This window comes from Rhodoferax sp. LS1R11 (genome assembly GCF_056521395.1).
This window is the reverse complement of the sequence record NZ_JBWMAW010000010.1, coordinates 120186-142931: the sequence shown is the minus strand read 5'-3', so window position 1 is coordinate 142931 and position 22746 is coordinate 120186. Positions and strand designations below refer to the sequence as shown.

General features: G+C 59.1%; 23 protein-coding genes and 1 pseudogene. 17 read left to right on the top strand and 7 right to left on the bottom strand.

Translation table 11 applies throughout. The features are described 5' to 3' along the window. Positions 1 to 18: 18 nt before the first annotated feature. From AC097N_RS13490 to AC097N_RS13475, 4 genes are all read right to left on the bottom strand, one after another. The gene (locus AC097N_RS13490; RefSeq protein WP_479581671.1) at positions 19 to 780 is read right to left on the bottom strand and encodes an ABC transporter ATP-binding protein; all 762 of its coding nucleotides are present in this window, start codon (positions 778 to 780) and stop codon (positions 19 to 21) included. Between the two features lie 2 nt (positions 781 to 782). Further along, a complete protein-coding gene (locus AC097N_RS13485; protein WP_479581668.1) occupies positions 783 to 1715 on the bottom strand; it encodes a branched-chain amino acid ABC transporter permease in 933 nt (310 codons plus the stop codon). 3 nt (positions 1716 to 1718) lie between these two features. Next, positions 1719 to 2591, bottom strand: coding sequence for a branched-chain amino acid ABC transporter permease (locus AC097N_RS13480; RefSeq protein ID WP_479581729.1), 873 nt, complete (start codon positions 2589 to 2591; stop codon positions 1719 to 1721). 355 nt (positions 2592 to 2946) lie between these two features. After that, positions 2947 to 3900, bottom strand: coding sequence for a PaaX family transcriptional regulator (locus AC097N_RS13475; RefSeq protein ID WP_479581667.1), 954 nt, complete (start codon positions 3898 to 3900; stop codon positions 2947 to 2949). Positions 3901 to 4190: 290 nt separating this feature from the next. Between AC097N_RS13475 and paaN the strand changes: the two genes are divergently transcribed. From paaN to AC097N_RS13390, 17 genes and pseudogenes are all read left to right on the top strand, one after another. Beyond that, on the top strand, positions 4191 to 5858 hold the full coding sequence (gene paaN, locus AC097N_RS13470) for a phenylacetic acid degradation protein PaaN (protein WP_479581664.1): 1668 nt from the start codon (positions 4191 to 4193) through the stop codon (positions 5856 to 5858). A gap of 9 nt (positions 5859 to 5867) precedes the next feature. Continuing rightward, positions 5868 to 6665 carry a 2-(1,2-epoxy-1,2-dihydrophenyl)acetyl-CoA isomerase PaaG gene (paaG, locus tag AC097N_RS13465; protein ID WP_479581662.1) on the top strand — a complete coding sequence of 266 codons (798 nt, stop codon included), beginning with the start codon at positions 5868 to 5870 and terminating at the stop codon, positions 6663 to 6665. 4 nt (positions 6666 to 6669) lie between these two features. After that, positions 6670 to 8193, top strand: a complete 1524-nt coding sequence (gene paaH, locus AC097N_RS13460; RefSeq protein ID WP_479581660.1) for a 3-hydroxyacyl-CoA dehydrogenase PaaH — start codon at positions 6670 to 6672, stop codon at positions 8191 to 8193. Continuing rightward, the gene (paaI, locus tag AC097N_RS13455; RefSeq protein WP_479581658.1) at positions 8186 to 8650 is read left to right on the top strand and encodes a hydroxyphenylacetyl-CoA thioesterase PaaI; all 465 of its coding nucleotides are present in this window, start codon (positions 8186 to 8188) and stop codon (positions 8648 to 8650) included. The genes paaH and paaI overlap by 8 nt, the downstream gene beginning before the upstream one ends. A gap of 23 nt (positions 8651 to 8673) precedes the next feature. Beyond that, positions 8674 to 9999 (top strand): phenylacetate--CoA ligase PaaK, encoded by a 1326-nt coding sequence (gene paaK / locus AC097N_RS13450; protein ID WP_479581656.1) that lies wholly within the window; start codon positions 8674 to 8676, stop codon positions 9997 to 9999. 108 nt (positions 10000 to 10107) lie between these two features. After that, on the top strand, positions 10108 to 11313 hold the full coding sequence (gene pcaF, locus AC097N_RS13445) for a 3-oxoadipyl-CoA thiolase (RefSeq protein ID WP_479581654.1): 1206 nt from the start codon (positions 10108 to 10110) through the stop codon (positions 11311 to 11313). Between the two features lie 24 nt (positions 11314 to 11337). Further along, entirely contained in the window at positions 11338 to 12483 is a 1146-nt protein-coding gene (locus AC097N_RS13440) for an ABC transporter substrate-binding protein (protein ID WP_479581652.1), read from the top strand. 22 nt (positions 12484 to 12505) lie between these two features. Beyond that, on the top strand, positions 12506 to 13291 hold the full coding sequence (locus AC097N_RS13435) for an enoyl-CoA hydratase/isomerase family protein (protein WP_479581651.1): 786 nt from the start codon (positions 12506 to 12508) through the stop codon (positions 13289 to 13291). A gap of 32 nt (positions 13292 to 13323) precedes the next feature. Beyond that, a complete protein-coding gene (gene paaA / locus AC097N_RS13430) occupies positions 13324 to 14337 on the top strand; it encodes a 1,2-phenylacetyl-CoA epoxidase subunit PaaA (protein ID WP_479581649.1) in 1014 nt (337 codons plus the stop codon). Next, positions 14334 to 14630 carry a 1,2-phenylacetyl-CoA epoxidase subunit PaaB gene (gene paaB / locus AC097N_RS13425; protein ID WP_114969719.1) on the top strand — a complete coding sequence of 99 codons (297 nt, stop codon included), beginning with the start codon at positions 14334 to 14336 and terminating at the stop codon, positions 14628 to 14630. The genes paaA and paaB overlap by 4 nt, the downstream gene beginning before the upstream one ends. After that, positions 14630 to 15436: a 1,2-phenylacetyl-CoA epoxidase subunit PaaC gene (gene paaC / locus AC097N_RS13420; protein WP_479581645.1), complete on the top strand. Its 807-nt coding sequence runs from the start codon at positions 14630 to 14632 to the stop codon at positions 15434 to 15436. Before paaB ends, paaC begins: the two co-directional genes overlap by 1 nt. Positions 15437 to 15441: 5 nt before the next feature. After that, a complete protein-coding gene (gene paaD / locus AC097N_RS13415; RefSeq protein ID WP_479581643.1) occupies positions 15442 to 16005 on the top strand; it encodes a 1,2-phenylacetyl-CoA epoxidase subunit PaaD in 564 nt (187 codons plus the stop codon). Between the two features lie 19 nt (positions 16006 to 16024). Next, a complete protein-coding gene (locus AC097N_RS13410) occupies positions 16025 to 17128 on the top strand; it encodes a 2Fe-2S iron-sulfur cluster-binding protein (protein ID WP_479581641.1) in 1104 nt (367 codons plus the stop codon). A 5-nt stretch (positions 17129 to 17133) separates the two neighbouring features. Next, positions 17134 to 17736 carry an acyltransferase gene (locus AC097N_RS13405; protein ID WP_479581639.1) on the top strand — a complete coding sequence of 201 codons (603 nt, stop codon included), beginning with the start codon at positions 17134 to 17136 and terminating at the stop codon, positions 17734 to 17736. Positions 17737 to 17769: 33 nt separating this feature from the next. Then, complete coding sequence (locus tag AC097N_RS13400) at positions 17770 to 19272, top strand: methyl-accepting chemotaxis protein (RefSeq protein ID WP_479581636.1); 1503 nt, start codon at positions 17770 to 17772, stop codon at positions 19270 to 19272. Positions 19273 to 19275: 3 nt separating this feature from the next. Next, positions 19276 to 19374: pseudogene (locus AC097N_RS13395) on the top strand (IS5/IS1182 family transposase); the annotation flags it as partial. Between the two features lie 250 nt (positions 19375 to 19624). Then, complete coding sequence (locus AC097N_RS13390; RefSeq protein WP_479581634.1) at positions 19625 to 21235, top strand: alkaline phosphatase D family protein; 1611 nt, start codon at positions 19625 to 19627, stop codon at positions 21233 to 21235. A 13-nt stretch (positions 21236 to 21248) separates the two neighbouring features. Here AC097N_RS13390 and serB read toward each other — a convergent pair whose 3' ends face one another. From serB to AC097N_RS13375, 3 genes are all read right to left on the bottom strand, one after another. Next, positions 21249 to 21959, bottom strand: a complete 711-nt coding sequence (serB, locus tag AC097N_RS13385; RefSeq protein WP_479581632.1) for a phosphoserine phosphatase SerB — start codon at positions 21957 to 21959, stop codon at positions 21249 to 21251. Positions 21960 to 22065: 106 nt separating this feature from the next. Then, positions 22066 to 22410, bottom strand: a complete 345-nt coding sequence (locus AC097N_RS13380; protein ID WP_479581630.1) for a type II toxin-antitoxin system PemK/MazF family toxin — start codon at positions 22408 to 22410, stop codon at positions 22066 to 22068. Then, a complete protein-coding gene (locus AC097N_RS13375; protein ID WP_479581628.1) occupies positions 22407 to 22694 on the bottom strand; it encodes a hypothetical protein in 288 nt (95 codons plus the stop codon). The genes AC097N_RS13380 and AC097N_RS13375 overlap by 4 nt, the downstream gene beginning before the upstream one ends. Positions 22695 to 22746: the final 52 nt, after the last annotated feature.

Genomic DNA, 22746 nt, shown 5'->3' with positions numbered 1-22746 from the left:
ACGGGTGTGTTTCTTGGTTTAAGCGTGCGTGCCAAGGTAGGCGGCGATCACGTCGGGATTGCGGCGCACTTCTTCGCCGGTGCCCTCGGTCAGTTTCTTGCCATAGTCCAGCACCAGGATGCGATCCGACAGATTCATCACCATCTTCATGTCGTGCTCCACCAGCACCACGGTGACGCCGGAATCCGCGACCCTGCGCACCAGGGCATCCACTTCAATCGTTTCTTTCGGGTTCAGGCCGGCGGCCGGTTCGTCCAGAAAGATGATGCGCGGCTTCAGGGCCAGCGCGCGCGCAATCTCCAGCCGTTTCAGGGCGCCGTACGGCATGCTGTCAGCACGGGCCTCGACATAGGCGGCCAGCCCGACAAAGCGCATCAGCTCGGCGGATTCCGCGCGCAATTCGGCGTCGCGTCGGGTGATGGAGGGCAGGCGCAGCGCCGCCTTGAGCGGATTGCGGTCCAGCCGCAGGTGGGCGCCGACCATCACATTCTCGATGGCGCTCATGTTCATGCAGATCTGCAGGTTCTGGAAGGTGCGGGCGACGCCACGTCGCGCCAATTCGTTGGGGGCCTTGCCTTCAATGGCTTCGCCGTCCAATTTGATGGAGCCACTGGTCGGCGTGTAAACCCCGGTGATCAGGTTAAACAGCGTGGTCTTGCCGGCACCGTTGGGGCCGATGACGGCATACACAATGCCGGCGTCGATGCTGAAGCTGACGTTTTGCACCGCTTTGACGCCACCGAAATGGATCGAGAGCTGTTGGACTTCAAGGAGTGCCATGCTTAATTTCCCTTGCCGAATTTAGCGGCCAGCGTGGGGACCAGGCCCTTGGGCATGAAGATCATGCAGCTCATCAAAATAGTGCCGAAAGCCACCGTCTCCCAGCCCTCCAGCGAGGCGAGCGCTTGCGGCAAGGCGGTTAGCAGCACGGCGCCCACCAGCGAGCCATAGACCGAGGCCATGCCGCCAATCACCACCATGGTCACCAGTTCAATCGAGTGAAAGAAGTCGGCGAAGTTGGGCGTGACAAAACCGACGTAATGGGCGGTGACGCTGCCCATCAGGCTGGCAAACACCGCGGAGATGACAAAGATCGAGACTTTGTAGCGCACCACATCGACACCCGCGACCTGGGAGGCCACTTCGGAGCCATGCAAGGCGCGAAGGGCGCGGCCAAACGGCGAATCGATCAGATTGAGCGAGGCCCAGACGCTGACCGACAGCAGCAAGGCCACCACCCAGTACCAGTGTTTGTCGCTGGACAACTCGAAACCGAGCAGACTGAATGCTGGCACTGCCATGCCGTCAGGGCCGCCGGTAAGGGCCGCCTCGTTGCGCAGCACGATATTGATGATGATGCCCAGACCCAGGGTGGCCATCGCCAAGTAGTGGCCTTTGAGTTTGAAGATAGGCCGCGCCAGCACCGCAGCCAGCAAGCCGGTGACCAGGGCGCCGGCGCCCATGGCCAGCAGCGGATGCCAGCCGAAGTGGGTCGGCAACACGGCGGACGCATAGGCGCCAATGCCGAGGAAACCGGCGTGGCCCATGCTGATCTGGCCGGCAAAGCCGATCAGCAGGTTCAGGCCCAACACGATGACGGCGTTGATCGCCATGCGAATCGCCAGATCCATGTAAAAACTGTTGGGCAGCACAAAGGGAAGCACCAGCAAAATGGTGATGACGATATACAGGCCGAAATAAGCGCTTTTTTTCATGGCTCAGACCCGATCGGTGGATTTGCCGCCAAACAGGCCGCGCGGCATGAAGAACAGCATGAACAGGATCAGCACGAAGGGAATCGCATCCTTGTAAGCGGAGGAGATGTAGCCCGCGCCCATGGCTTCGAGAATGCCGACCAGCAGGCCGCCCAGCACGGCACCCAGGCCGTTGCCCAAGCCTCCAACCACGGCGGCCACAAAACCCTTGAGACCCAGCATGATGCCGACGTCGTAAGAGGTCATCGTAATCGGCGCCACCAAAATGCCACCCAGGGCCCCGAGCGCGGCCGACATGGCAAAGCTCATGAACAGAACCCAGCTGGTGTTGATACCGACCAACTCGGCCGCCACCCGGTTGAAGGAGGTGGCGAGCATGGCTTTGCCGTGCAGGGTGCGGGTGAAAAAGTACCACAGGGCGAGCACGACCACTGCGGTCACGCCCAGCACCCACAGGCTTTGCGGCATCAAGGTGGCGCCCAGGATGGCAATCGGGACTTCGCCGGAGAAGGCCGGCAGGCTGTGCGTGCCTTTGCCGAGCCAGACCTGGATCAGGCCGCGGATGACGAGTGAGGCGCCGATGGTGATGATGATTAGCGTCACCGTCTCCGCCCCTTTGACCGGTTCGATGGCCAGCTTTTCCAGCAGTACGCCGACGATGGCCGGCACCGCGATGGCCAGCAGCAGCGCCACCGGCAGGGGAAGGCCCATCTGGCTGAAAAACACCGCCAGCATGCCGCCGAGCATGATGAATTCACCTTGCGCGAAGTTGATCACGTTGCTGGCGTTGTAGATCAGCGTGAAGCCCAAGGCGGCCAGCGCGTAGGTGGCGCCGACGGTGACGCCGGAGAACAGGAATTGCAGGAATTGGGACAGCATCACGCGCCCCGTCCTGTTGGGGTGAAAGCCCTGCGGCTGAACCATTGCTTGAGCATTTGTTTCCTTCTCGTTTCGGCAAAGGGCTGTGCGCCCATACTTTGCGATTTTCAAACGCAGCAAGCGATCTGTCAATTAAGTGATACAAATAAAATTAAAATACACTAAATTTGTATCATGTATTTTGATGTCAAGAGGGTATACCCTTGTTCGTGACGCAGCATTTCAAGGTCAAAAAAGGCGCACAACATCAAATGCTTGAGTTTTGGCGTGACCAGGTTGGCGTGATGGGGCATCGACGCGAGTGGCCAGAGGTGATGCAGTCTGCTCAGACGCGCATGAGACAGAGCAGTCGTTAGTGCTGGAGGGGGAATGGGTCTATGTTTTGAAAGCGCTCAGCCAACATGGGTAGTACACCCGGGGTTGTGCCGTCAGACAGTTTCATGTGCAACTCAATGTGACGCTCGGAGGGTACGAGAAGGCGTCGGTAGAGTTCCTTGCATAACAGGCGCGCTTTCTGCCCGGGCCAGTGGCCGGGCAACAGTACATCGGGAAGCTCCGGGTCGCGAAGCAGCAGCCGGCGATAGTCGTGAATAAGCAGTGTGCGCAACAGGAATGCGCATTCGTCGTCAATTTCATTCTGCACATCGCGGCGCAGCTGGTCCAGAATAGGCTGATAGCGCGTCACGAACTCGGCATAAGATTTACCGAGTTGCTCCAGATTCCATGCGCGCTGGACCAGATCGGCATCACTGGCAGAGAGGTCTGAGCCCGCGTTGGCTGCGATCAAAGGCGTCAAATGTTTTAGTAAATCGCTCATGCCTTCAGTCATGAGTGCATCGAAGGCGGTCGTCAGGTCCGTGCTGGGATGCACGAAACAATCCGAACCTACAACCCCAAAACCTTGCCAGAAAAGGGCGCGACGTAAGCGTTCACGCTGCTTGGGTTCCAGTTCTCCAACCGTCAGAATGAGGCGCCAGCGGCGATCCCAGAGGGGTGAGTTGGACGCATAAATATGGCGCGCTGTTTCTTCAAAGCGACGCTGCCCTGCAGGTGTCAGCATGTAATCTGCGCGACGGCCGATGGCTTCGGAGTACATCCATTCTTCCTTGACGAGGCGAAAAATGGAAGTTCGAATGAGCCTGTCATTCAGCTGTAAGGGCTTCAGCAAACCAATCAGGCTACCTAGCCAGATGCGCCCACCACGCGGCAAAACAGCATCACCAAAAACGGAAATGATCAGCGAGCCTGCCTTCATGCGGCTTTGTTGCCGAAAGTCGGCAAGGTGGTTCTGAATGGGATCGATCACAGGCATTTTCCGGAAGCTACTGTCAATTAAAGGCGTGAATCTTAGCTGCTCCCAACTTTCTTAAGCCCACATGGTTTTGTTCTATCTGGCAAAGATCATGCATTTTGTGTGAGATGCCGAACGCAACTCGTTAAAACAAAAGCGATACATTATTCAAACATAAACAATACTAAATGAATCACTATGTGATAAGCTCGATTTAAATTTAAAACAGCGGATGGAAAAATCGTTGTTGAGACTGAAGTCCCCTTGCACGCCATCGAACACATCCCTCCTTTAGGAAAAATCAAATGTCCCACTTCTTATTCGAAAAACACCGCGCGAAACTCGACCACGCGCTTCAGGCGATCCAGACCCGTGGTTATTGGGCGGCCTATAACGAAATGCCCAGCCCCAAAACGTATGGTGAAACTGCGGCTGAAGATGGCAAGCGGGCTTTTGAAGCGCATCTGGGACAACAATTTGCGATCGATCAGCCGGGCCAAACGGGTTGGCTGGGCGGCGAGCAGTCGCCCTTCGGCACTCAACTGAATGTGCAGTACCCGGTGTGTGAGGTGCAAGCCTTGATCGATGCCGGCCAAAAAGCCATGCCAGCCTGGCAGGCCGTGGGCTGCGAGGGGCGCACCGGCATTTGTATTGAGATGCTGGACCGTTTGAACCAGCAGAGTTTCGAGCTGGCGCACGCCGTGATGACAACAACCGGTCAAGGCTGGATGATGGCTTTTCAAGCCGGTTCACCCCACGCGCAAGATCGTGGCCTGGAGGCCGTGACTTATGCCTACCGCGAACAGAGCTTTGTGCCGACTGAGACGATTTGGGAAAAGCCGCAGGGCAAGAACCCACCTCTGGTGATGAAAAAGCACTTTGAAGTGGTGGGGCGTGGTGTCGGCGTCGTCGTCGGCTGCGGTACTTTCCCCACCTGGAACACCTACCCCGGCTTGTTTGCTGCCTTGACAACCGGCAATGCCGTGATCATCAAACCGCATAGCAACGCGATTCTGCCAGCGGCCATCACCGTGCGCACCCTTCGCGCCGTGCTGGTTGAGAACGACATCGACCCCAACCTGGTCACCCTGTGTATTGCGGGAAAACGCGAAACCACGCAGCAGTTGGTGACCCACGCGGCGGTCAAGTCGGTTGACTTCACCGGCGGCAATGTATTTGGGCAATGGCTGATCGACAACTGCCGTCAGGCTCAGGTCTATGCCGAATTGGCAGGTGTGAACAACATCGTGATTGACTCTACCGACACCTACAAGCCGATGCTGCGCAACTTGGCGTTCACGCTCGCGCTCTATTCCGGCCAAATGTGCACCACCTCGCAGGCGCTGTTTGTGCCAGCAGGTGGGATTGACACCGAAGACGGCCACAAGTCTTACGACGAGGTTTGCGCGGATCTTGCCCGCACCATCGAGGGCACGCTGGCCAAGCCGGAAGTCGCGCTTGCCGTGCTCGGCGCGGTGCAGTCAGCAGACACTTTGCGTCGCATTGATGAAGCCAATAGCGGCGCGCTGGGCCGCGTGATTCTTGCCTCGAAGAAACTCGACAACCCCGAATTTCCGAACGCCGAAGTGCGCACACCGGTGCTGCTGGCTTGCGATGCGGCCGATGAAAAATCCTATATGGAAGAACGCTTCGGGCCGATTACCTTTGTCGTCAAAGTGGCCGATACCGCCGCGGCGATCGCCTTGTCAGAGCGGATTGTGAGCACCCACGGCGCCTTGACCACCGGCATTTACTCCACCCGCCCTGAAGTGATTGACGCGATGACCGCTGCCACCTGGCGTTCCAAGGTCGCGCTGTCGATCAACCTGACCAATGGCGTGTTTGTGAATCAGTCGTCCGCCTTCTCCGACTACCACGGCACCGGTGGCAACCCGGCGGCAAACGCCTCCTACTCGGATTCGGCTTTTGTGGCCAATCGTTTCCGGGTCATTCAGCGTCGTTACCACGTCTAAGGCTCAGCCATGACTTTTGAAAATATCCGGTTTGACGTGCAGGGCAACGTTGCCCGCCTGACGCTCAATCGTCCCGACAAAATGAATAGCTTCAACGCGGCCATGCACGCCGAGTTGCGTGCGGCGCTGGACCAGGTTCAGGAAGACAAAACCATCCGTGTGCTGGTGCTCACGGGTGCCGGTCGCGGTTTTTGTGCAGGGCAGGATTTGTCCGATAGCCAGGTGCAGTTTGTGCCCGGCGAAACACCACCCGATATGGGCGATGTGGTTGAGCAAAACTACAAACCCTTGATCTTGCGTCTGCAAAATTTGCGGGTGCCAACCATCGCGGCCGTTAACGGCATTGCGGCGGGCGCGGGGTCCAGTCTGGCGCTGGCTTGTGACTTGGTTATCGCCTGTAAATCGGCCTCGTTTTTACAAGCCTTCTCCAAGGTCGGCTTGCTTCCTGACACCGGCGGCACCTGGTTTCTGCCACAGCGCGTCGGCATGGCACGCGCCATGGGTTTGGCACTGCTGGCGGGCAAACTGTCGGCGGAAAAGGCCGCCGAATGGGGGCTGATTTGGGCCGCCGTGGAAGACGCCGAGTTCGCGACCACCGTGGACGCCCTGGCGATGCAACTGTCCACTGCGCCGACCAAAGCGCTGGTGCGCACCCGTCAAGCCATGCACGCCGCTCCCGGTCATACGCTGGAACAGCAGCTGTCCATGGAAGCCGGTTTTATGCGCGAATTGGGCTGGAGTGCGGACTTCACCGAAGGGGTTGTCGCCTTCGTGGCCAAGCGTCCGCCCAGTTTCACGGGGGCCTGAACGGATGAGCGCGCTCTCCAAGCAGTCAGTGATCGCTGTGGTCGGAACCGGCGCCATGGGTGCCGGTATTGCCCAGGTGGCCGCCGCCGCCGGTTATCCGGTGAAGTTGCTGGACACCCGCCCGCAGGCTGCCGAACAGGCCGTGACCAGCATTCGTGCCCAGTTCACCAGAATGGCTCAAAAAGGCAAGATGAGCCCTGAGGCCGCCGCCGCCGCCATTGAGCGACTGATGGCGGTCAATGAGTTATCCGATCTGGCCGATGCCAGTCTGGTGATTGAAGCGATTGTCGAAAACCTGCAAGCCAAGCAAAAGCTGTACAGCGATCTCGAAGCATTCGTTGGGGTGGATTGCATTTTTGGCACCAACACCTCGTCGATTTCCGTCACCGCCATTGGGGCCGCCCTTCAGCACCCCGAACGGCTGGCTGGTTTGCATTTCTTTAATCCGGCGCCCTTGATGGCACTGGTGGAAATCGTCTCCGGACTGGCCACTGACAAGGCCGTGGCGCAAAGGCTGTTTGCCACCGCTACGGCTTGGGGCAAAACGGCAGTGCATGCCAAATCAACGCCGGGCTTCATCGTCAACCGTGTCGCGCGCCCGTATTACGCCGAAGCCCTGCGCGTGCTCAACGAAGGCGGCGCTGATGCCGCCACCATCGACGCTTGTTGCCGCGAGGCCGGTGGTTTTCGCATGGGGCCGTTCGAGCTGATGGACATGATTGGTCACGACGTTAATTTTGCCGTGACCCGTTCGGTGTGGCATGCCTTCTACAACGACCAGCGCTTTCTGCCGTCCCTGATTCAGCAAGAACTGGTCGATGCCGGGTTTCTCGGTAAAAAAACCGGCCGTGGTTTTTATGATTACCGCGACGGCGCCGTTCGCCCAGCGCCCAACACCGAAGCTGCGCAAGCGACACCCGACGCCGTGGTTATTTACGGCGATTCGGTCGCCGCCAAAGCCCTGGCCGAGCGCTTGCGCACCAACCACATCCGCTTTAGCCAGGCAGACGTCAACGGTGAATTGCTTGCGATAGCCGGTGATGCGCAGCTGTACGTCACCGATGGCCGCACTGCGACACGTCGGGCCTTTGAGACTGGCGTCGCCAATACCGTGCTGATCGATTTGGCGCTGGATTACAACAAGGTGACTCGGCTGGCCATCAGTGTGGCCGCGCAATGTGACACCGCCAGCGCAGCGCAGGCGATCGGCTTGCTGCAAGCCGCGGGCATGGCAGTTTCCAGGTTCAACGATGTGCCGGGTCTGACCGTGATGCGCAGCGTGGCGATGCTGGCCAATGAAGCAGCAGATGCCGTCAATCAAGGGGTGTGTGATGCGAAAGGGGCCGATGCTGCCATGCGCCTCGGGGTCAATTACCCCTGCGGCCCGCTGGCCTGGGCCGATAGCGTGGGCCTGCCCCAAATAAGCCAGGTGCTCAGCAACCTCGGTCAAGCCTACGGGGAAGACCGCTACCGCGTCTCGCCGCTGATTCAACACCATGTTTTTGCGGAGAAGAACTTTCATGACTGAACCCCATTCCGATCCGCAGGCCTTGGCCGAAGAAGTGGCTGCGGCCATGTGGTCGCGTGACCGCGCTACCAACGCCTTGGCGATGCAGCTACTCAGCGTCAAACCGGGTTACGCCATGGTGTCGATGCCGGTGCAGGGCGACATGCTCAATGGCCACCACACCTGCCACGGCGGCTACCTGTTTACCTTGGCCGACAGTGCCTTTGCCTATGCCTGCAACAGCCACAACCAGAACACGGTGGCATCGGCCTGTCATATCGACTTTTTGGCACCCGCCAGAGAAGGCGACGTGCTGGAGGCCGAGGCCGTCGAGCGCTCGCTGGCCGGACGTACCGGCGTTTATGACGTCACGGTGCGCGTGCGGGGCGGCAAAACCATCGCCTTATTTCGGGGCAAGAGCTACCGCATCAGCGGTGAAGTGATTGACGGCCTGCAGCAGGCCGAGCACGCCCAATAATTAAATGACCAAGAGGAGACAACATGCCTGTGAAAAAACCTATGCCCGGTGACCTTGAGCCGATTGAGTCCGCCAGCCGTGACGAAATTTCCGCCCTGCAACTGGAGCGCATGAAGTGGACGCTGAAGCACGCTTATGACAACGTGCCGCACTACAAAAAGAAGTTCGATGAAAAAGGCGTCCATCCCGACGACCTGAAAACTTTGGCCGACCTGGCCAAGTTTCCGTTCAGCACCAAAATCGACCTGCGCGACAACTACCCGTTTGGTCTGTTTGCCGTGCCGCGCACCCAGGTGGCACGCGTGCACGCCTCGTCCGGCACCACCGGTAAACCGATCGTCGTCGGTTACACACTCAAGGACATTGATAACTGGGCCAATCTGGTAGCCCGCTCCATCCGTGCAGCGGGTGGCCGCGCCGGTGATACCTGCCACATCGCCTACGGCTACGGTTTGTTCACCGGCGGTATGGGTGCCCACTACGGCGCCGAGCGCGCTGGCTGCATGGTGATCCCGATGTCGGGTGGACAGACCGAAAAACAGGTGCAGTTGATCCAGGACTTCCAGCCTGACATCATCATGGTGACTCCGTCTTACTCGCTGGTGATTGCCGAAGAGTTTGAGCGGCAGGGCATCAAGCCGGAAGACATTTCTTTGAAGATCGGCATCTTTGGTGCCGAGCCGTGGGGCCACGGCATGCGCGATGAGATTGAGCGCAAGCTGGGCATTGACGCCATCGACATTTACGGGTTGACCGAAGTGATGGGACCCGGTGTGGCCTGTGAGTGCATTGAATCCAAAGATGGCCCGGTCATTTGGGAGGATCATTTTTATCCGGAAATCATCAACCCGGATACCGGTGAAGTGGTGGCCGATGGCGAAGAAGGCGAACTGGTTTTCACCTCGCTGTCCAAAGAAGCCATGCCGGTGATTCGCTACCGGACCCGCGACCTGACCCGCTTGCTGCCACCCACCTCGCGCAGCTTCCGCCGCATGGACCGGATTACAGGCCGTACCGACGACATGTTGATCGTGCGTGGCGTCAACGTCTTCCCGAGCGTGATTGAAGAGCAAATTTTGCGCGACAAGCGTTTGGCGGGCACCTATCAAATTCTGCTCACCCGCGACGGCCACCTTGACAACGTGGAAGTGCGTTGTGAACTGCAACGGGAATTTTCCGGCAAGTTGTCGCCCTTGGAAGTCCAGGCGATCAGCAAGGAAATGCAGCACCACATCAAAACCATCGCCGGCATCTCTACCAAAGTGACGGTCTTGGACCATGAAGCCATTCCGCGCACCTTGACGGGCAAGGCTCGTCGGGTAATCGACGAACGGCCCAAGCAAGTTTAGCGGCTTGAATGTACAAATTTTTAGTCTTTTAGGGCTCTAGCCCTTGCTGCATATGCGTAAGCAGCTATCTTTTTTATATCAAGTGGACGTGTTTTTTTCACGTAATCTATGACCGAAGCTTTTATCTGCGATGCCATTCGCACCCCTATCGGCCGCTACGCTGGCGCTTTGGCCAGCGTGCGCGCTGACGACCTGGGCGCCATCCCGCTCAAGGCCTTGATGGAGCGCAACCCCCAGGTCGACTGGGCCATGGTGGACGACATCATCTATGGCTGTGCCAACCAAGCCGGTGAAGACAACCGCAACGTGGCCCGCATGTCCGGCCTGCTGGCAGGTCTGCCGATTGAAGTACCCGGCACCACGATCAACCGCCTGTGCGGTTCGGGCATGGATGCTATCGGCCTGGCAGCCCGTTCCATCAAGGCCGGCGATACCGAGCTGATGATTGCGGGCGGGGTTGAGAGCATGTCGCGCGCACCGTTCGTGATGGGCAAGGCCGAAAGCGCTTACTCGCGCAATGCGGCCATCTTTGACACCACCATCGGCTGGCGCTTCACCAATCCGAAGATGAAGAAGCTGTATGACACACATTCGATGCCGCAAACAGCAGACAACGTGGCGCAAGAGTTCGGAATTTCTCGCGCCGATCAGGATGCTTTTGCCGTGCGCTCGCAACAGCGCTGGGCCGCAGCCCACGCGGCGGGTCGCTTCTTGCCCGAAATTGTGCCGGTGCTGATTCCGCGCAAGAAGGGGGAGCCAATCGTCGTCGATACCGACGAACATCCACGCCCCGAAACCACGCTGGAAATGCTGGCCAAGCTAAAGGGCGTGAACAGTCCGGAGCTGTCCGTCACCGCCGGTAACGCCTCGGGCGTGAATGACGGGGCCTGTGCGCTGTTGATTGCCTCTGAAGGCGCGACCCGTCAGCATGGCCTGACGCCACGTGCCCGGGTGGTGGCGATGGCAACCGCGGGCGTGGCCCCGCGCATCATGGGTTTTGGCCCGGCACCTGCCGTGCGCAAGGTGCTGGCCAAGGCCGGTCTGACGCTGGACCAGATGGATGTCATTGAGCTGAACGAAGCTTTTGCTGCGCAGGGTTTGGCTGTTTTACGCGACCTCGGCCTGACGGACGACGAAGCGCGCGTGAACCCGAACGGAGGTGCCATTGCCATGGGCCATCCGCTCGGCATGAGTGGCGCCCGCCTGGTGACCACCGCGAGTTACGAACTGGCACGGCGTGGTGGGCGTTATGCGCTCTGCACGATGTGTATCGGTGTCGGGCAAGGCATTGCCATCATTATTGAATGCATTTAATTTTTACAACGAGGAGTCAAAACCATGAAATTCAAACTCAAAACGATCGCTCTCAGTGCCGCTTTGGTGCTGGGGACCTTGAGTGCCCAGGCTGCAGATCCGATCAAGATTGGGTCGGTCCTCTCCGTCACCGGCCCCGCCGCGTTTCTCGGCGATCCCGAGTTGAAGACACTGCAACTTTATGTTGAAGAATTGAACAAAAAAGGCGGCGTGCTCGGTCGCCAGTTGGAACTGGTTCACTACGATGATGGCAGTGACGCCAACAAAGCCAACGGTTTTGCGAAGCGCCTGATCGATGATGACAAGGTCGATATTCTGGTGGGTGGGACGACCACGGGTTCGACTATGTCGATGGTGCCGTTGGCAGAAAAAGCCAACATTCCCTTCATCTCCCTGGCTGGCGCGGTGGTCATTGTCGAGCCGGTCAAAAAATGGGTGTTCAAGACACCGCACACTGACCGCATGGCGGCCGAAAAAGTGTTCGAGGACATGAAGAAGCGCAGCCTTACCAAGGTGGCGCTGCTGTCTGAAACCAGCGGTTTTGGCCAATCCGGCAGGAAAGAGACCGAAGGCGTTGCCGCCAAGTACGGCATCACCCTGGTCGCCAACGAAACCTACGGACCGAAAGACACCGACATCAGCCCACAGCTGACCAAAATCAAAAACACAGCCGGTGTGCAAGCGGTGTTCGTGTTTGGGTTGGGTCAAGGCCCGGCCATTGTCACCAAGAACTACAAGCAACTCGGCATCACCTTGCCGCTGTACCAATCGCACGGCGTGGCTTCTGATGACTTTTTGAAGCTGGCCGGTCCGGCCGCTGAAGGTGTGCGTCTGCCTTCGCCAGCACAGTTGATCCCCGGCAAACTGGCTGCCAACGATCCTCAAAAACCGGTGGTCGTCGCTTACGAACTGGCTTACAAGACGCGCTACCAGCAAGATGTATCGACCTTCGGTGGCTATGCCTACGACGGTTTGATGATTGCCGTCGATGCGATCAAGCGCGCAGGCGGTACGGACAAAGCCAAAGTGCGTGACGCCATCGAAGCCACCAAAGGCTATGTCGGGTCGAGTGGCAACGTGACGATGTCGGCCACGGATCACATGGGCCTTGATCTGACCTCCTTTCGCATGCTGGAAGTCAAGGCGGGTGACTGGACGATTTCCCAGTAACGCCAAGACAACAACAGTCGCCATGTACGAAACCCTTGAAATTGAACGCAGCGGCCGGGTCGCCACGATCTGGATGAATCGTCCGGAGGTGTTCAACGCCTTCAACGAACAACTGATCGACGATTTGAGCGCAGCCTGTGCCGAACTCGACGCCGATCGGTCGGTACGCGTGGTCGTACTGGCGGGGCGGGGCCGGCATTTTTCAGCCGGTGCCGATCTCAACTGGATGAAGCGTGCCTCGTCCTATGGCGAAGCGGAAAACCTGGCCGATTCCCGCCGTTTTGCCCGCATGTTGCGTGCGCTCTCGGGGATGTCCAAGCCCACCATTGCCCGGGTGCAAGGGGCGGCACTTGGGGGCGGGACCGGCTTGGCCGCAGCCTGTGACATGGCCGTGGCTGCGTCCAATGCGGTGTTCGCCACGTCCGAGGTGAAGTTCGGGATTATTCCGGCGGTCATCAGCCCCTACGTTCTGCGCGCCATCGGGCCCCGTCATGCGCTGCGCTATTTCCAGTCGGCTGAACGGATTTCTGCCGACAAGGCACTGGCGATTGGTCTGGTCAACGAAGTGACCGCTGACGATGCGCTGGATACAGGCGTTGCGGCCCTGGTTGAAGCTCTGATCACCGGCGCCCCGAGGGCCCAGCAAGCGGCCAAGGATTTGATTCAGGCGATCAACGGCCGCACCATCGACGACACGGTGATGGAGGAAACGGCTCAGCGCATTGCCCGCCAGCGGGCGACGGATGAAGGGAAGGACGGCATCGTCTCGTTCCTTGATAAACGTACGCCGGCCTGGCTTCTTTCATGAATATTTTTTCAATCCACAGGAGGTAAGACAACATGTATACGCAGTCTTTCAATGTGCCGGACAGTCCAGGCCTGAAGTCGGTGCCGGTGGCCCCGTCATCAGAAAATACTGAATTTCAGGCCCGTTTTGATGCCAAGATCGACGCCGACGGCAAGATCGAGCCGCAGGACTGGATGCCTGAGGCCTACCGCAAAACCTTGGTGCGCCAGATCAGCCAACACGCCCACAGCGAAATCGTGGGTATGCTGCCCGAAGGTAACTGGATCAGCCGTGCGCCCAGCCTCAAGCGCAAAGCCATCCTGATTGCCAAGGTGCAAGACGAGGGCGGCCATGGCCTCTATCTGTACAGCGCCGCCGAAACGCTGGGCACCAGCCGTGACCAGATGCTGGATGGCCTGCACAGTGGCAAAGCCAAGTACAGCTCGATCTTCAACTACCCCACGCTCAATTGGGCTGATGTCGGTGTGGTGGGTTGGTTGGTGGATGGCGCCGCCATCATGAATCAGATTCCGCTGTGCCGTTGCAGTTACGGGCCGTACGCTCGCGCCATGATTCGCGTCTGCAAGGAAGAGTCTTTTCACCAGCGTCAAGGCTTTGAGGCCCTGCTGGTGATGATGAAGGGCACGGCCGAGCAAAAAGCCATGGTGCAAGACGCGACCAACCGATTCTGGTGGAAGTGCCTGGCCATGTTCGGTCCGCCCGATGCCGATAGCGCGCATAGCGACCAGGCCATGCGCTGGGGCATCAAACGCATCTCGAACGACGACCTGCGTCAAAAGTTCATTGATGCCACCGTGCCGCAAGCCAAGGTGCTGGGCGTGACCCTGCCCGATCCTGATCTGAAGTGGAACGAAGAACGCCAGCACCACGACTACGGGCAAATTGACTGGGACGAGTTCTGGTCGACCGTGAACGGCAACGGCCCCTGCAACAAAGAACGCCTGGCGACCCGGGTCAAGGCCCACAACGATGGCCAGTGGGTGCGCGATGCCGCGCTGGCTTATTCCCGCAAACAGCAAACAAAAGCAAGCAAGGAAGCAGCATGAGTACACCCGCATTGAAAGAATGGCCCCTATGGGAAGTTTTTGTCCGCAGCAAGCAAGGCTTGGAGCACAAGCATTGCGGCAGTTTGCACGCCGCTGATGCGCAGCAGGCACTGCAGATGGCGCGCGATGTGTACACCCGTCGCCAGGAAGGTGTGAGCATCTGGGTGCTGCCCTCGGCCAGCATCACGGCCAGCGCGCCGGAGGACAAGGAATCGATGTTCGAGCCCGCCGCCGACAAGATCTACCGTCACCCCACCTTCTACGAAATCCCTGACGAAGTGGGGCACATGTAATGGATGTCAAAGCCCCTACGGTAGCGGCGCACACCGACTACCTGTTGCATCTGGCCGACAACGCCCTTATCCTCGGGCAGCGCAACGCCGAATGGTGTGGCCACGGCCCGATTCTGGAAGAAGATCTGGCCCTGGCCAACAACAGCCTGGACCTGATCGGTCAGGCGCGTTTGCTGTATCAACACGTCGCCGCGCTGCGCAACGATGGCCGCGCCACCGAAGACCGGCTGGCGTATTTCCGTGATGTGCCGGACTTCCGCAACTACACCCTGCTGGAGTTGCCGCACAGCACGGCGCTGGCGCCCACTGCCGCGGGTAACCGCGACTATGCCGTGACGATTGCACGCAACTTTCTCTACAGCGCCCTCATGGTGCTGGTGTGGGATGCGCTCAAGGCGTCAAAGGACGCGCAACTGGCTGCGATAGCCGCCAAGTCGCTCAAGGAAACGCAATACCACCTGCGCCACTCGCGCGACTGGCTGCTACGTTTGGGTGACGGCACCGATGAATCGCACGCCCGAGTTCAAGCGGCCCTGGAACATTTAATGCCTTACACGCAGGAGTTCTGGACGTCGAGTGCTATGGAAACTGTCGCGGTTGATGCCGGTGTCGGCGTGGCGACAAGCAGCCTGCAAGCGGCCTGGAACGAAGTGGTCAACGACACGCTGGCCCAGGCCACGCTCACGCGATCCAGCACGGACGGCCATGTCTCCACCGGCAAGCAGTGCCTGCATTCCGAGCATTTAGGGTTTGTGCTGGCTGAGATGCAGAGCCTGGCCCGCGTCCATCCCGAAGCTGTTTGGTAAACCCCATGAACGCAGCACCCTTACCGGACGGGCCCATTGCTGAAAAGCAAGCCTCTGACCCCCATCACGCGGTGTGGACCTTGCTGGAGTCCGTGACTGACCCGGAAATTCCGGTGGTGTCGCTGCGCGAAATGGGCATCTTGCGAGCTGTACGTGAGGGCGTTGACGGGCTGGAGGTGGTCATCACCCCCACCTACAGTGGCTGTCCGGCCATGAGTCAAATGGAAGACGACGTGATCGCGGCCCTGGCGCAAGCCGGTGTGGCCGCCCGCGTGGTCACCCAGCTGGCGCCCGCCTGGTCCACCGACTGGATGACGCCCGAGGCACGCGCCAAGCTGCGGGCCTACGGCATTGCGCCGCCGCAGGCCAGCGCTTGTGCGAACCAGGGCGGCAACGTGGTGCAGTTTGCTACCAAAAAAGTAGCTGACTACACACAACCAGCGATCGCTTGCCCTCAATGTGGCTCAGAAAACACCACCGAAACCTCGCATTTTGGTTCCACGGCTTGCAAGGCGCTGTACCGCTGCCTGAATTGCATGGAACCGTTTGATTACTTCAAACCCTATTGAGCGCTTCTGCGTCCCCATCATGTCCACCATTCCCCGTTTTCACGACCTCAAGCTTGCGCGCATCAGCCCAGAAGCTGTCGGGTCTGTCGCCCTCGCGTTCGCCATTCCGTCCAATCTGCAGGAGACCTTTGCGTTCCAGCCCGGCCAGTACCTGACGCTGCGCACCAGCATCAACGGCGCCGATGTGCGGCGCAGCTACTCCATCTGCAGCACCCGCAGTCACCTGGCAACGCACCATGAATTGGTGGTGGGTATTCGGCCGATGGAGGGGGGTGTTTTTTCCAACTGGGCTGCGCATGAACTCAAGGAGGGCGACACGCTGGCCGTGATGCCGCCGGAAGGACGCTTTGTGTCCAAGCGCCCGCGCGCGCTACACCGCGTCGGTTTTGCCGCCGGTTCCGGCATCACGCCTATTCTGTCGATCATGGCGAGTTCACTGGAAGAGCAGCCCGACTCCAAGTTCACCCTGATTTACGGCAACCGCAGCATGGCCAGCGTGATGTTCAACGAAGCACTGCAGGACTTGAAGGATCTCTACCCTGATCGTCTCACGCTGATCCACATCCTCTCGCGCCAGGCGCAGGAGGCCGATCTGTTGCAAGGCCGCATCGACGGCGACAAGATTCGCGCCATCATCGACGCACTGCTCCCGGTGGGTAGCATGGACGAAGTGTTCATCTGCGGTCCTGAAGTCATGATCGAAGCCACTGAGACCGCGTTGCTGGCTGCCGGTGTACCCGCCAACCGCGTGCACAGCGAGCGTTTTACTTCGCCGACGCTGGAAGAGCTCACACCCGCGGATCGGCAGGCCGCTGTGGCGGGTCATAAATCCCCGATTTTGGGAAAAATTGCGCTCACGGTGGTGTTGGACGGGAAATCCCACGACTTGAACATGGAGTCAGACCAGCACGTGCTAGATGTGGCCCTCGCTGCTGGTCTTGACCTGCCTTATTCGTGCAAAGGTGGTGTCTGTTCAACCTGTCGAGTCAAGGTCATGGAAGGCAGTGTGCACATGGACAAGAATTTCGGACTGGAAAAGTGGGAGACAGAAAAAGGCTTTGTACTTTCTTGTCAAGCCCGTCCGACCAGCGCTCAGTTAACGGTGAGCTATGACGAGCGCTGAGCATCATGCCTTGCTATTCAATTGAAGGTGTGGTGCCGGTCATCGATCCGAGTGCTTATGTCCATCCAACGGCGGTATTGATCGGCGATGTCAACATCGGGGAAAACTGCTATGTCGGCCCCAATGCTTGCCTGCGTGGTGATTTTGGGAGGATTGTGCTGAAGGCGGGCGCCAATGTTCAGGACACGTGTGTAATGCATGGTTTTCCCGACCACGATACGGTTGTCGAAGAGGATGGTCACATCGGTCATGGCGCCGTGCTGCACAGTTGTATCGTGCGTCGCGGCGCATTGGTCGGCATGAACGCCGTAGTGATGGACGAGGCCGAGGTCGGCGAGCAATCCATTGTGGCTGCCTGTGCCTTTGTTCCAGCGGGAATGCGAATACCCCCGCGAAGCTTGGTGACGGGTGTCCCAGCCAAGGTCAAACGCGAGTTAAGCGAGGACGAAATCGCCTGGAAAACACAAGGCACTCAGACCTACCAGGACCTGACTCGCCGCTGCATTGCCACCATGCAACTGGTTGACCCGCTGCCCTTTGCCGAACCTGACCGCCCCCAGGTACGCTCACCGAAGGTGCAATCACTGACGGCAACCAAGCGGGCGTGAGCCCCCTTCGATTTTGATGAACAAGGCGACCCTATGAATTTGCGTAACTGGCGCATTGGTCAGAGGCTTGGATTTGGTTTCGGCATCATCCTGCTGATCATGATGGCGACCATTTTTTTGGTTGCATCCGTGCGAATGGAGACCCAGGATACATCGGGCCTCGCTGCCCAAGGTCAACTCATCTGGCTGGCTGGCGCATGCCTTGCCGCCCTGTTGAGCGGGGGCATGCTTGCATGGCGCATCACACTCAGTGTGACTCGGCCGCTACAGGAAGCTGTGTCTATCGCGCGCAAGGTGGCCGCGGGCGACCTTTCGTCGCAGCCGAAAATCTCAGGCCAGGATGAAGTCAGCGAACTGCTGCAAGCACTTGTGGCGATGAATGTTTTCCTTCTCACGATCGTCGGAGATGTCCGCCGCGGAAGTGACTCGATTTCTGTGGCGTCAAGGGAAATCGCGATGGGTAACGCCGACTTGTCCGCGCGCACTGAAGCGCAGGCCGCCTCGCTTGAAGAGACTGCGTCATCAATGGACCAGTTGACCTCGATTGTCAAAAGAAATGCCAACAGCGCACGTGAGGCAAATCAGCTCGTACTGTCGTCCGCGGAAGTCGCCACCCGTGGTGGGCAGGCTGTGCGTAAAGTGATACGGACGATGGATGACATCCAGAAAAGCTCAAGCGAAATTGTTGACATCATTGGTGTGATTGATGCGATTGCCTTCCAGACCAACATCCTGGCTTTGAATGCAGCGGTGGAAGCTGCGCGTGCCGGAGAACAAGGCCGGGGTTTTGCCGTGGTCGCCGCGGAAGTTCGTAACCTGGCGCAGTGTTCAGGCACAGCCGCGAAAGAAATCAAGACCCTGATCACGACTTCGGTGTCCAAGGTAGACAGCGGGAGCCGCGTGGTGGCTGATGCTGGCAGGACGATGGATGAGATTGTGCAGTCGGTGCGGGGTGTCGCCGTCCTGATTGGTGAAATTGCCCAAGCGAGCCACGATCAAAGTGCAGGCATCGTTGAAGTCAATCAGGCGGTGGCCCAAATGGACAACATGACACAGAAAAATGCCGCCGTGGTCGAACAGGCGGCAGCGGCAGCGGAGCGCCTGATGGACCAGGCAGCAGTGATGGCGAAATCGGTCAGCACCTTTCGTCTTGAAAACAATGCTGATGATGCCGTGGCGATGGTGCGTAGCGCTGTCAGTTACTTGCATGCGCATGGCCAGAAAAATGCATTCGCTGCATTCAGCAAGCCGGAACCACTCTTCAAGAAGCGCGATCTGTACATCAATGTCATTGACCTGGAAGGCATGACGCTGGCGCATGGCGAGAACGCCACCTTGGTTGGAAAAAATCTGATTGCCATGAAAGATGCCGACGGCAAGGCGTTTATCAAGGAGTTTGTCAGCGTCGCGCACAAGATGGGCAAGGGCTGGATAGACTACCGTTGGCCGAATCCGGTCACCGGTGTCATTGAACGGAAGTCAACCTATATCGAGCAAGCCGACGGCGTCATTGTCGGCAGTGGGATCTACAAATAGTCTTCTTATAGTGGCCTGGCGCACAGCGCTGTGGTCACAGCCGCCAATGTGCATGACAAACACCCATTGCCCGATCTGCTGCATGGCAAGGAGCAGCGCGTGTAGCCTTAGATGCTGGCGGTTCACAGGTTGGGGTGAAGACGGTGAAACTGGACTTCCAGGAAGCGAGTACTCGCGACCGGCAAGTTACGCTTGCAAAGCAGCCAGCTGCTACCAGGAATTGAATAGTTGTCTATAACCTCCAACCAAAGCACAGAACAACCACATGTGGCTTGCGACATGATGGCCAGTCGGACGTGAACCTCTGCCAGAATCCAACCGATTGTCTCTATCGAAACGGTGCCATCCCGCCATGACTAAACCAGAATCGCCCAGCCGCCGCCAATGGCTTCAACTGGCCTGTGCCAGCGCGATCACCTTGTGGTTGCCGCGCAGCGCCTGGAGCCAGACCCGAATGGCCAGCAACCCGTTCACCCTGGGCGTGGCGAGCGGATCACCCACGTTGGACTCGGTCGTCTTGTGGACTCGCCTGGCCACGGCAGGACAAGGGGAGATCGGGCGCGACCCCGTCACTGTGCGCTGGGAGGTGGCGCATGACGAGCAGTTCAGCCGCATCGTGCAGCGTGGTGCCACGACGGCCCGGCACGAACTAGCCCATTCGGTGCATGTGGAAGTGCCCGGTCTTGAGCCGGACCGCTGGTATTTTTACCGCTTCATGGCGGGCGGTTATGAGAGCCCGGTGGGGCGCACGCGAACCTTCCCCCAGCCTGATGCGATGGTTGCGAAGCTGCGCCTGGGCTACGCTTCGTGCCAGAAGTGGGAGGACGGCTACTTCACCGCCTGGCGTCATATGTGCGCGGAAAACCTGGACGCGCTGATGTTCCTGGGCGACTACCTCTACGAGTACCCCGCCAAAGGCAGCAAGGTGCGCGTGCCCAGCGGCGGCTGGGTGCTGACACTGGACGACTACCGTCAACGCTACGCGCTCTACAAAGGCGAAGCCGATCTGCAGGCCATGCACGCGGCCTGCCCGTGGCTCATGACCTGGGACGACCACGAGGTGCAGAACGACTATGCGGGTGTGCAGGCAGGGTTCAGCAGTGCCACCGACCCCTCGGTGCCCGCCAATTTTCTGGCCCGCCGGGCCGCCGCGTACCAGGCGTACTACGAGCACATGCCCCTACGCACTTCCACCCTGAAGCAGGGCTTGGCTGGTTTGATCAACGCCACAGGGCAGGGCACCGAGCTGCGCATCTACGCCCGTGTGCCCTATGGCCGGCTGGCCTCGCTCTACTTGCTGGACGCCCGGCAGTACAAAGACCCGCAGGTGTGCAACAAGGACGGCGCGCCGGGCTCCAGTCTGGTCAATTCTGTGAGCTGCGCGCCGTGGCCTGACCCGCAGCGCAGCATGTTGGGTCGTCAGCAAGAGCGCTGGCTGGATGACGAGTTCGCGAAAGGTTCAACGCGTGACACCGGCTGGAACGTGTTGGGGCAATCCACGCTGTTCGGCCAGCGGGATTTCAAAGCAGGCCCTGGCCAGACCTTGTGGAACGATGGCTGGGACGGTTACACGGCCGCCCGCAGCCGCTTGACCGATTCATTGAGGCACAACGCCGTGTCCAACCCAGTGTTGTTGGGGGGTGATGTGCACGAGAACTGGGTGGGCCATGTCAAGGCCGATTATGCAAACCCGGGCAGTGCCAACGTGGGCGTGGAGTTTTGCGGCACCAGCATCACGTCACGCTCCGGCGGCAACGCCAAGACACCAGAGCGGCTGGCCGAGAACCCGCATTTTGTGTTTGCCGATGCCCAAGCCAAAGGCTACGGGGTGGTGGAGTTCACACCCGGTCAACTCACCACCACCTTGCGCGCCGTGGATGATGTCACGCGTCAGGACACCCGCATCGAAACCCTGGCCCGCTTTGTGGTGCAGGCGGGCAGGCCCGTGGTGGAGTGGGCATGATGTGGCTTTTGCCTTAGCGCAGCACTTCCAGCAAGCGGTCCAGCCCGCCTGAATTGATCGCCACCATCGCCTGCTCGCGCACCTTGGGCTTGGCGTGGTAGGCCACTGACAAGCCCGCTTCGCCCATCATGGGCAGGTCATTGGCGCCGTCGCCCATGGCGATGGCTTGGCTGGGCCGGATGCCCAGTTGCGCGCAGGTTTCCAGCAGCGTTTTGCGTTTTTCAGCACCGTCGCAAATATCGCCCCACGGCTGGTCAATCATGCGGCCGGTGAGCACGCCATTCTCGATCTCAAGCACGTTGGAGCGCATGTAGTCAATGCCCAGCCGCTCGCACACGCGCTCGGCAAAAAACGTGAAGCCGCCGGACACCAGCAGCACTTTCATGCCCACCTGCTTGCACGCCGCCACCAGGGCTGCCGCACCGGGGTTGAGCCGCAGGCGCTGCGCGTAAACCTCTTCCATGCTGCTCAGGGTCACGCCTTTGAGCAGGGCCACGCGCTGGCGCAGGCTTTCCTTGAAGTCTGCAATCTCGCCGCGCATGGTGGCCTCGGTGATGGCCGCCACTTCAGCCTTGCGGCCCACCGCATCGGCAATTTCGTCCACACACTCGATGTTGATGAGGGTGGAATCCATGTCGAAGGCAATGAGTTTGAAGTCGCTCAAATTCAGCGGCGGGACCAAGCCCTTGATGACGAGGCCGTGGGAGAGTTCTGTAGCTTGCATAGGAATGTTTACTATTGTTTTGATAGCTGCTTGCGCACGTTGGACGGCGGCTGGAAGCTGATTTGCTATAAATCTAATTTCTCTAACCAGCGATTGGAGTTTTGATTCAGTCCTTCGGCAAGCGCAATACGCGTCGCAACGCATCTTCAACCGCGTGCAGGTCTTGGGTGCTTAGCTTGCCGAGTTTGCGTTGCAGGCGGCTTTTATCGACTGCACGGATGTGTTCTATGCGTGCCTTGCTTGTGGCGCCCGTTGAAGGTACAGCGATAAGCAGTGGTGCAGCAGCAGGGGTTGGGGTTGTGGTCAACGGGATGACCACGACAGTTTTACGGTGTTGGTTGATTTCGGTGGCGGACAAGACGAAGCAGGGGCGGGTTTTGGCAATTTCAGCACCGCGCGTAGGGTCGAGTTCCACCCAATAAACGTCGCCTCGTTCAATAGAAGCGCTCATGCGTTTTTTGCCTGAGCCTGTGCTTTGGCAAACTCGCGCTCAAACTCCTCTGCGTTGAAATCCGCATCGTCATCGGTGGTGAGTGACGACTCTACCCATTGCGCCGTCTCTGCTGCCAGGGCCGAATGACCTGATTCCATTTCCGTCAAGGTTTTGGCTGCCTGCGCCAGTGCCAGACTTTCACGGTCTAACTCCGAGCGGAGTAAATCCAGTAAAAATCGACTGCGCTGGCGCGAGGGCACCACTTGTGCAAAGCGCTGGGCCAAGTCGTCTGGCAAACGCAAAAGCAGTTGTTGTGGTTTTGCAGATGACGTTGAATGAGGTGCTGAAGTCGTC

Coding starts and splice junctions, on each gene's coding strand:
- AC097N_RS13490 (WP_479581671.1), bottom strand. CDS start 780: ATGGCACTCCTTGAAGTCCAACAGCTCTCGATCCATTTCGGTGGCGTC.
- AC097N_RS13485 (WP_479581668.1), bottom strand. CDS start 1,715: ATGAAAAAAAGCGCTTATTTCGGCCTGTATATCGTCATCACCATTTTG.
- paaN (WP_479581664.1), top strand. CDS start 4,191: ATGTCCCACTTCTTATTCGAAAAACACCGCGCGAAACTCGACCACGCG.
- paaG (WP_479581662.1), top strand. CDS start 5,868: ATGACTTTTGAAAATATCCGGTTTGACGTGCAGGGCAACGTTGCCCGC.
- paaH (WP_479581660.1), top strand. CDS start 6,670: ATGAGCGCGCTCTCCAAGCAGTCAGTGATCGCTGTGGTCGGAACCGGC.
- paaI (WP_479581658.1), top strand. CDS start 8,186: ATGACTGAACCCCATTCCGATCCGCAGGCCTTGGCCGAAGAAGTGGCT.
- paaK (WP_479581656.1), top strand. CDS start 8,674: ATGCCTGTGAAAAAACCTATGCCCGGTGACCTTGAGCCGATTGAGTCC.
- pcaF (WP_479581654.1), top strand. CDS start 10,108: ATGACCGAAGCTTTTATCTGCGATGCCATTCGCACCCCTATCGGCCGC.
- AC097N_RS13440 (WP_479581652.1), top strand. CDS start 11,338: ATGAAATTCAAACTCAAAACGATCGCTCTCAGTGCCGCTTTGGTGCTG.
- AC097N_RS13435 (WP_479581651.1), top strand. CDS start 12,506: ATGTACGAAACCCTTGAAATTGAACGCAGCGGCCGGGTCGCCACGATC.
- paaA (WP_479581649.1), top strand. CDS start 13,324: ATGTATACGCAGTCTTTCAATGTGCCGGACAGTCCAGGCCTGAAGTCG.
- paaB (WP_114969719.1), top strand. CDS start 14,334: ATGAGTACACCCGCATTGAAAGAATGGCCCCTATGGGAAGTTTTTGTC.
- paaC (WP_479581645.1), top strand. CDS start 14,630: ATGGATGTCAAAGCCCCTACGGTAGCGGCGCACACCGACTACCTGTTG.
- paaD (WP_479581643.1), top strand. CDS start 15,442: ATGAACGCAGCACCCTTACCGGACGGGCCCATTGCTGAAAAGCAAGCC.
- AC097N_RS13410 (WP_479581641.1), top strand. CDS start 16,025: ATGTCCACCATTCCCCGTTTTCACGACCTCAAGCTTGCGCGCATCAGC.
- AC097N_RS13405 (WP_479581639.1), top strand. CDS start 17,134: ATGCCTTGCTATTCAATTGAAGGTGTGGTGCCGGTCATCGATCCGAGT.
- AC097N_RS13400 (WP_479581636.1), top strand. CDS start 17,770: ATGAATTTGCGTAACTGGCGCATTGGTCAGAGGCTTGGATTTGGTTTC.
- AC097N_RS13390 (WP_479581634.1), top strand. CDS start 19,625: ATGACTAAACCAGAATCGCCCAGCCGCCGCCAATGGCTTCAACTGGCC.
- serB (WP_479581632.1), bottom strand. CDS start 21,959: ATGCAAGCTACAGAACTCTCCCACGGCCTCGTCATCAAGGGCTTGGTC.
- AC097N_RS13380 (WP_479581630.1), bottom strand. CDS start 22,410: ATGAGCGCTTCTATTGAACGAGGCGACGTTTATTGGGTGGAACTCGAC.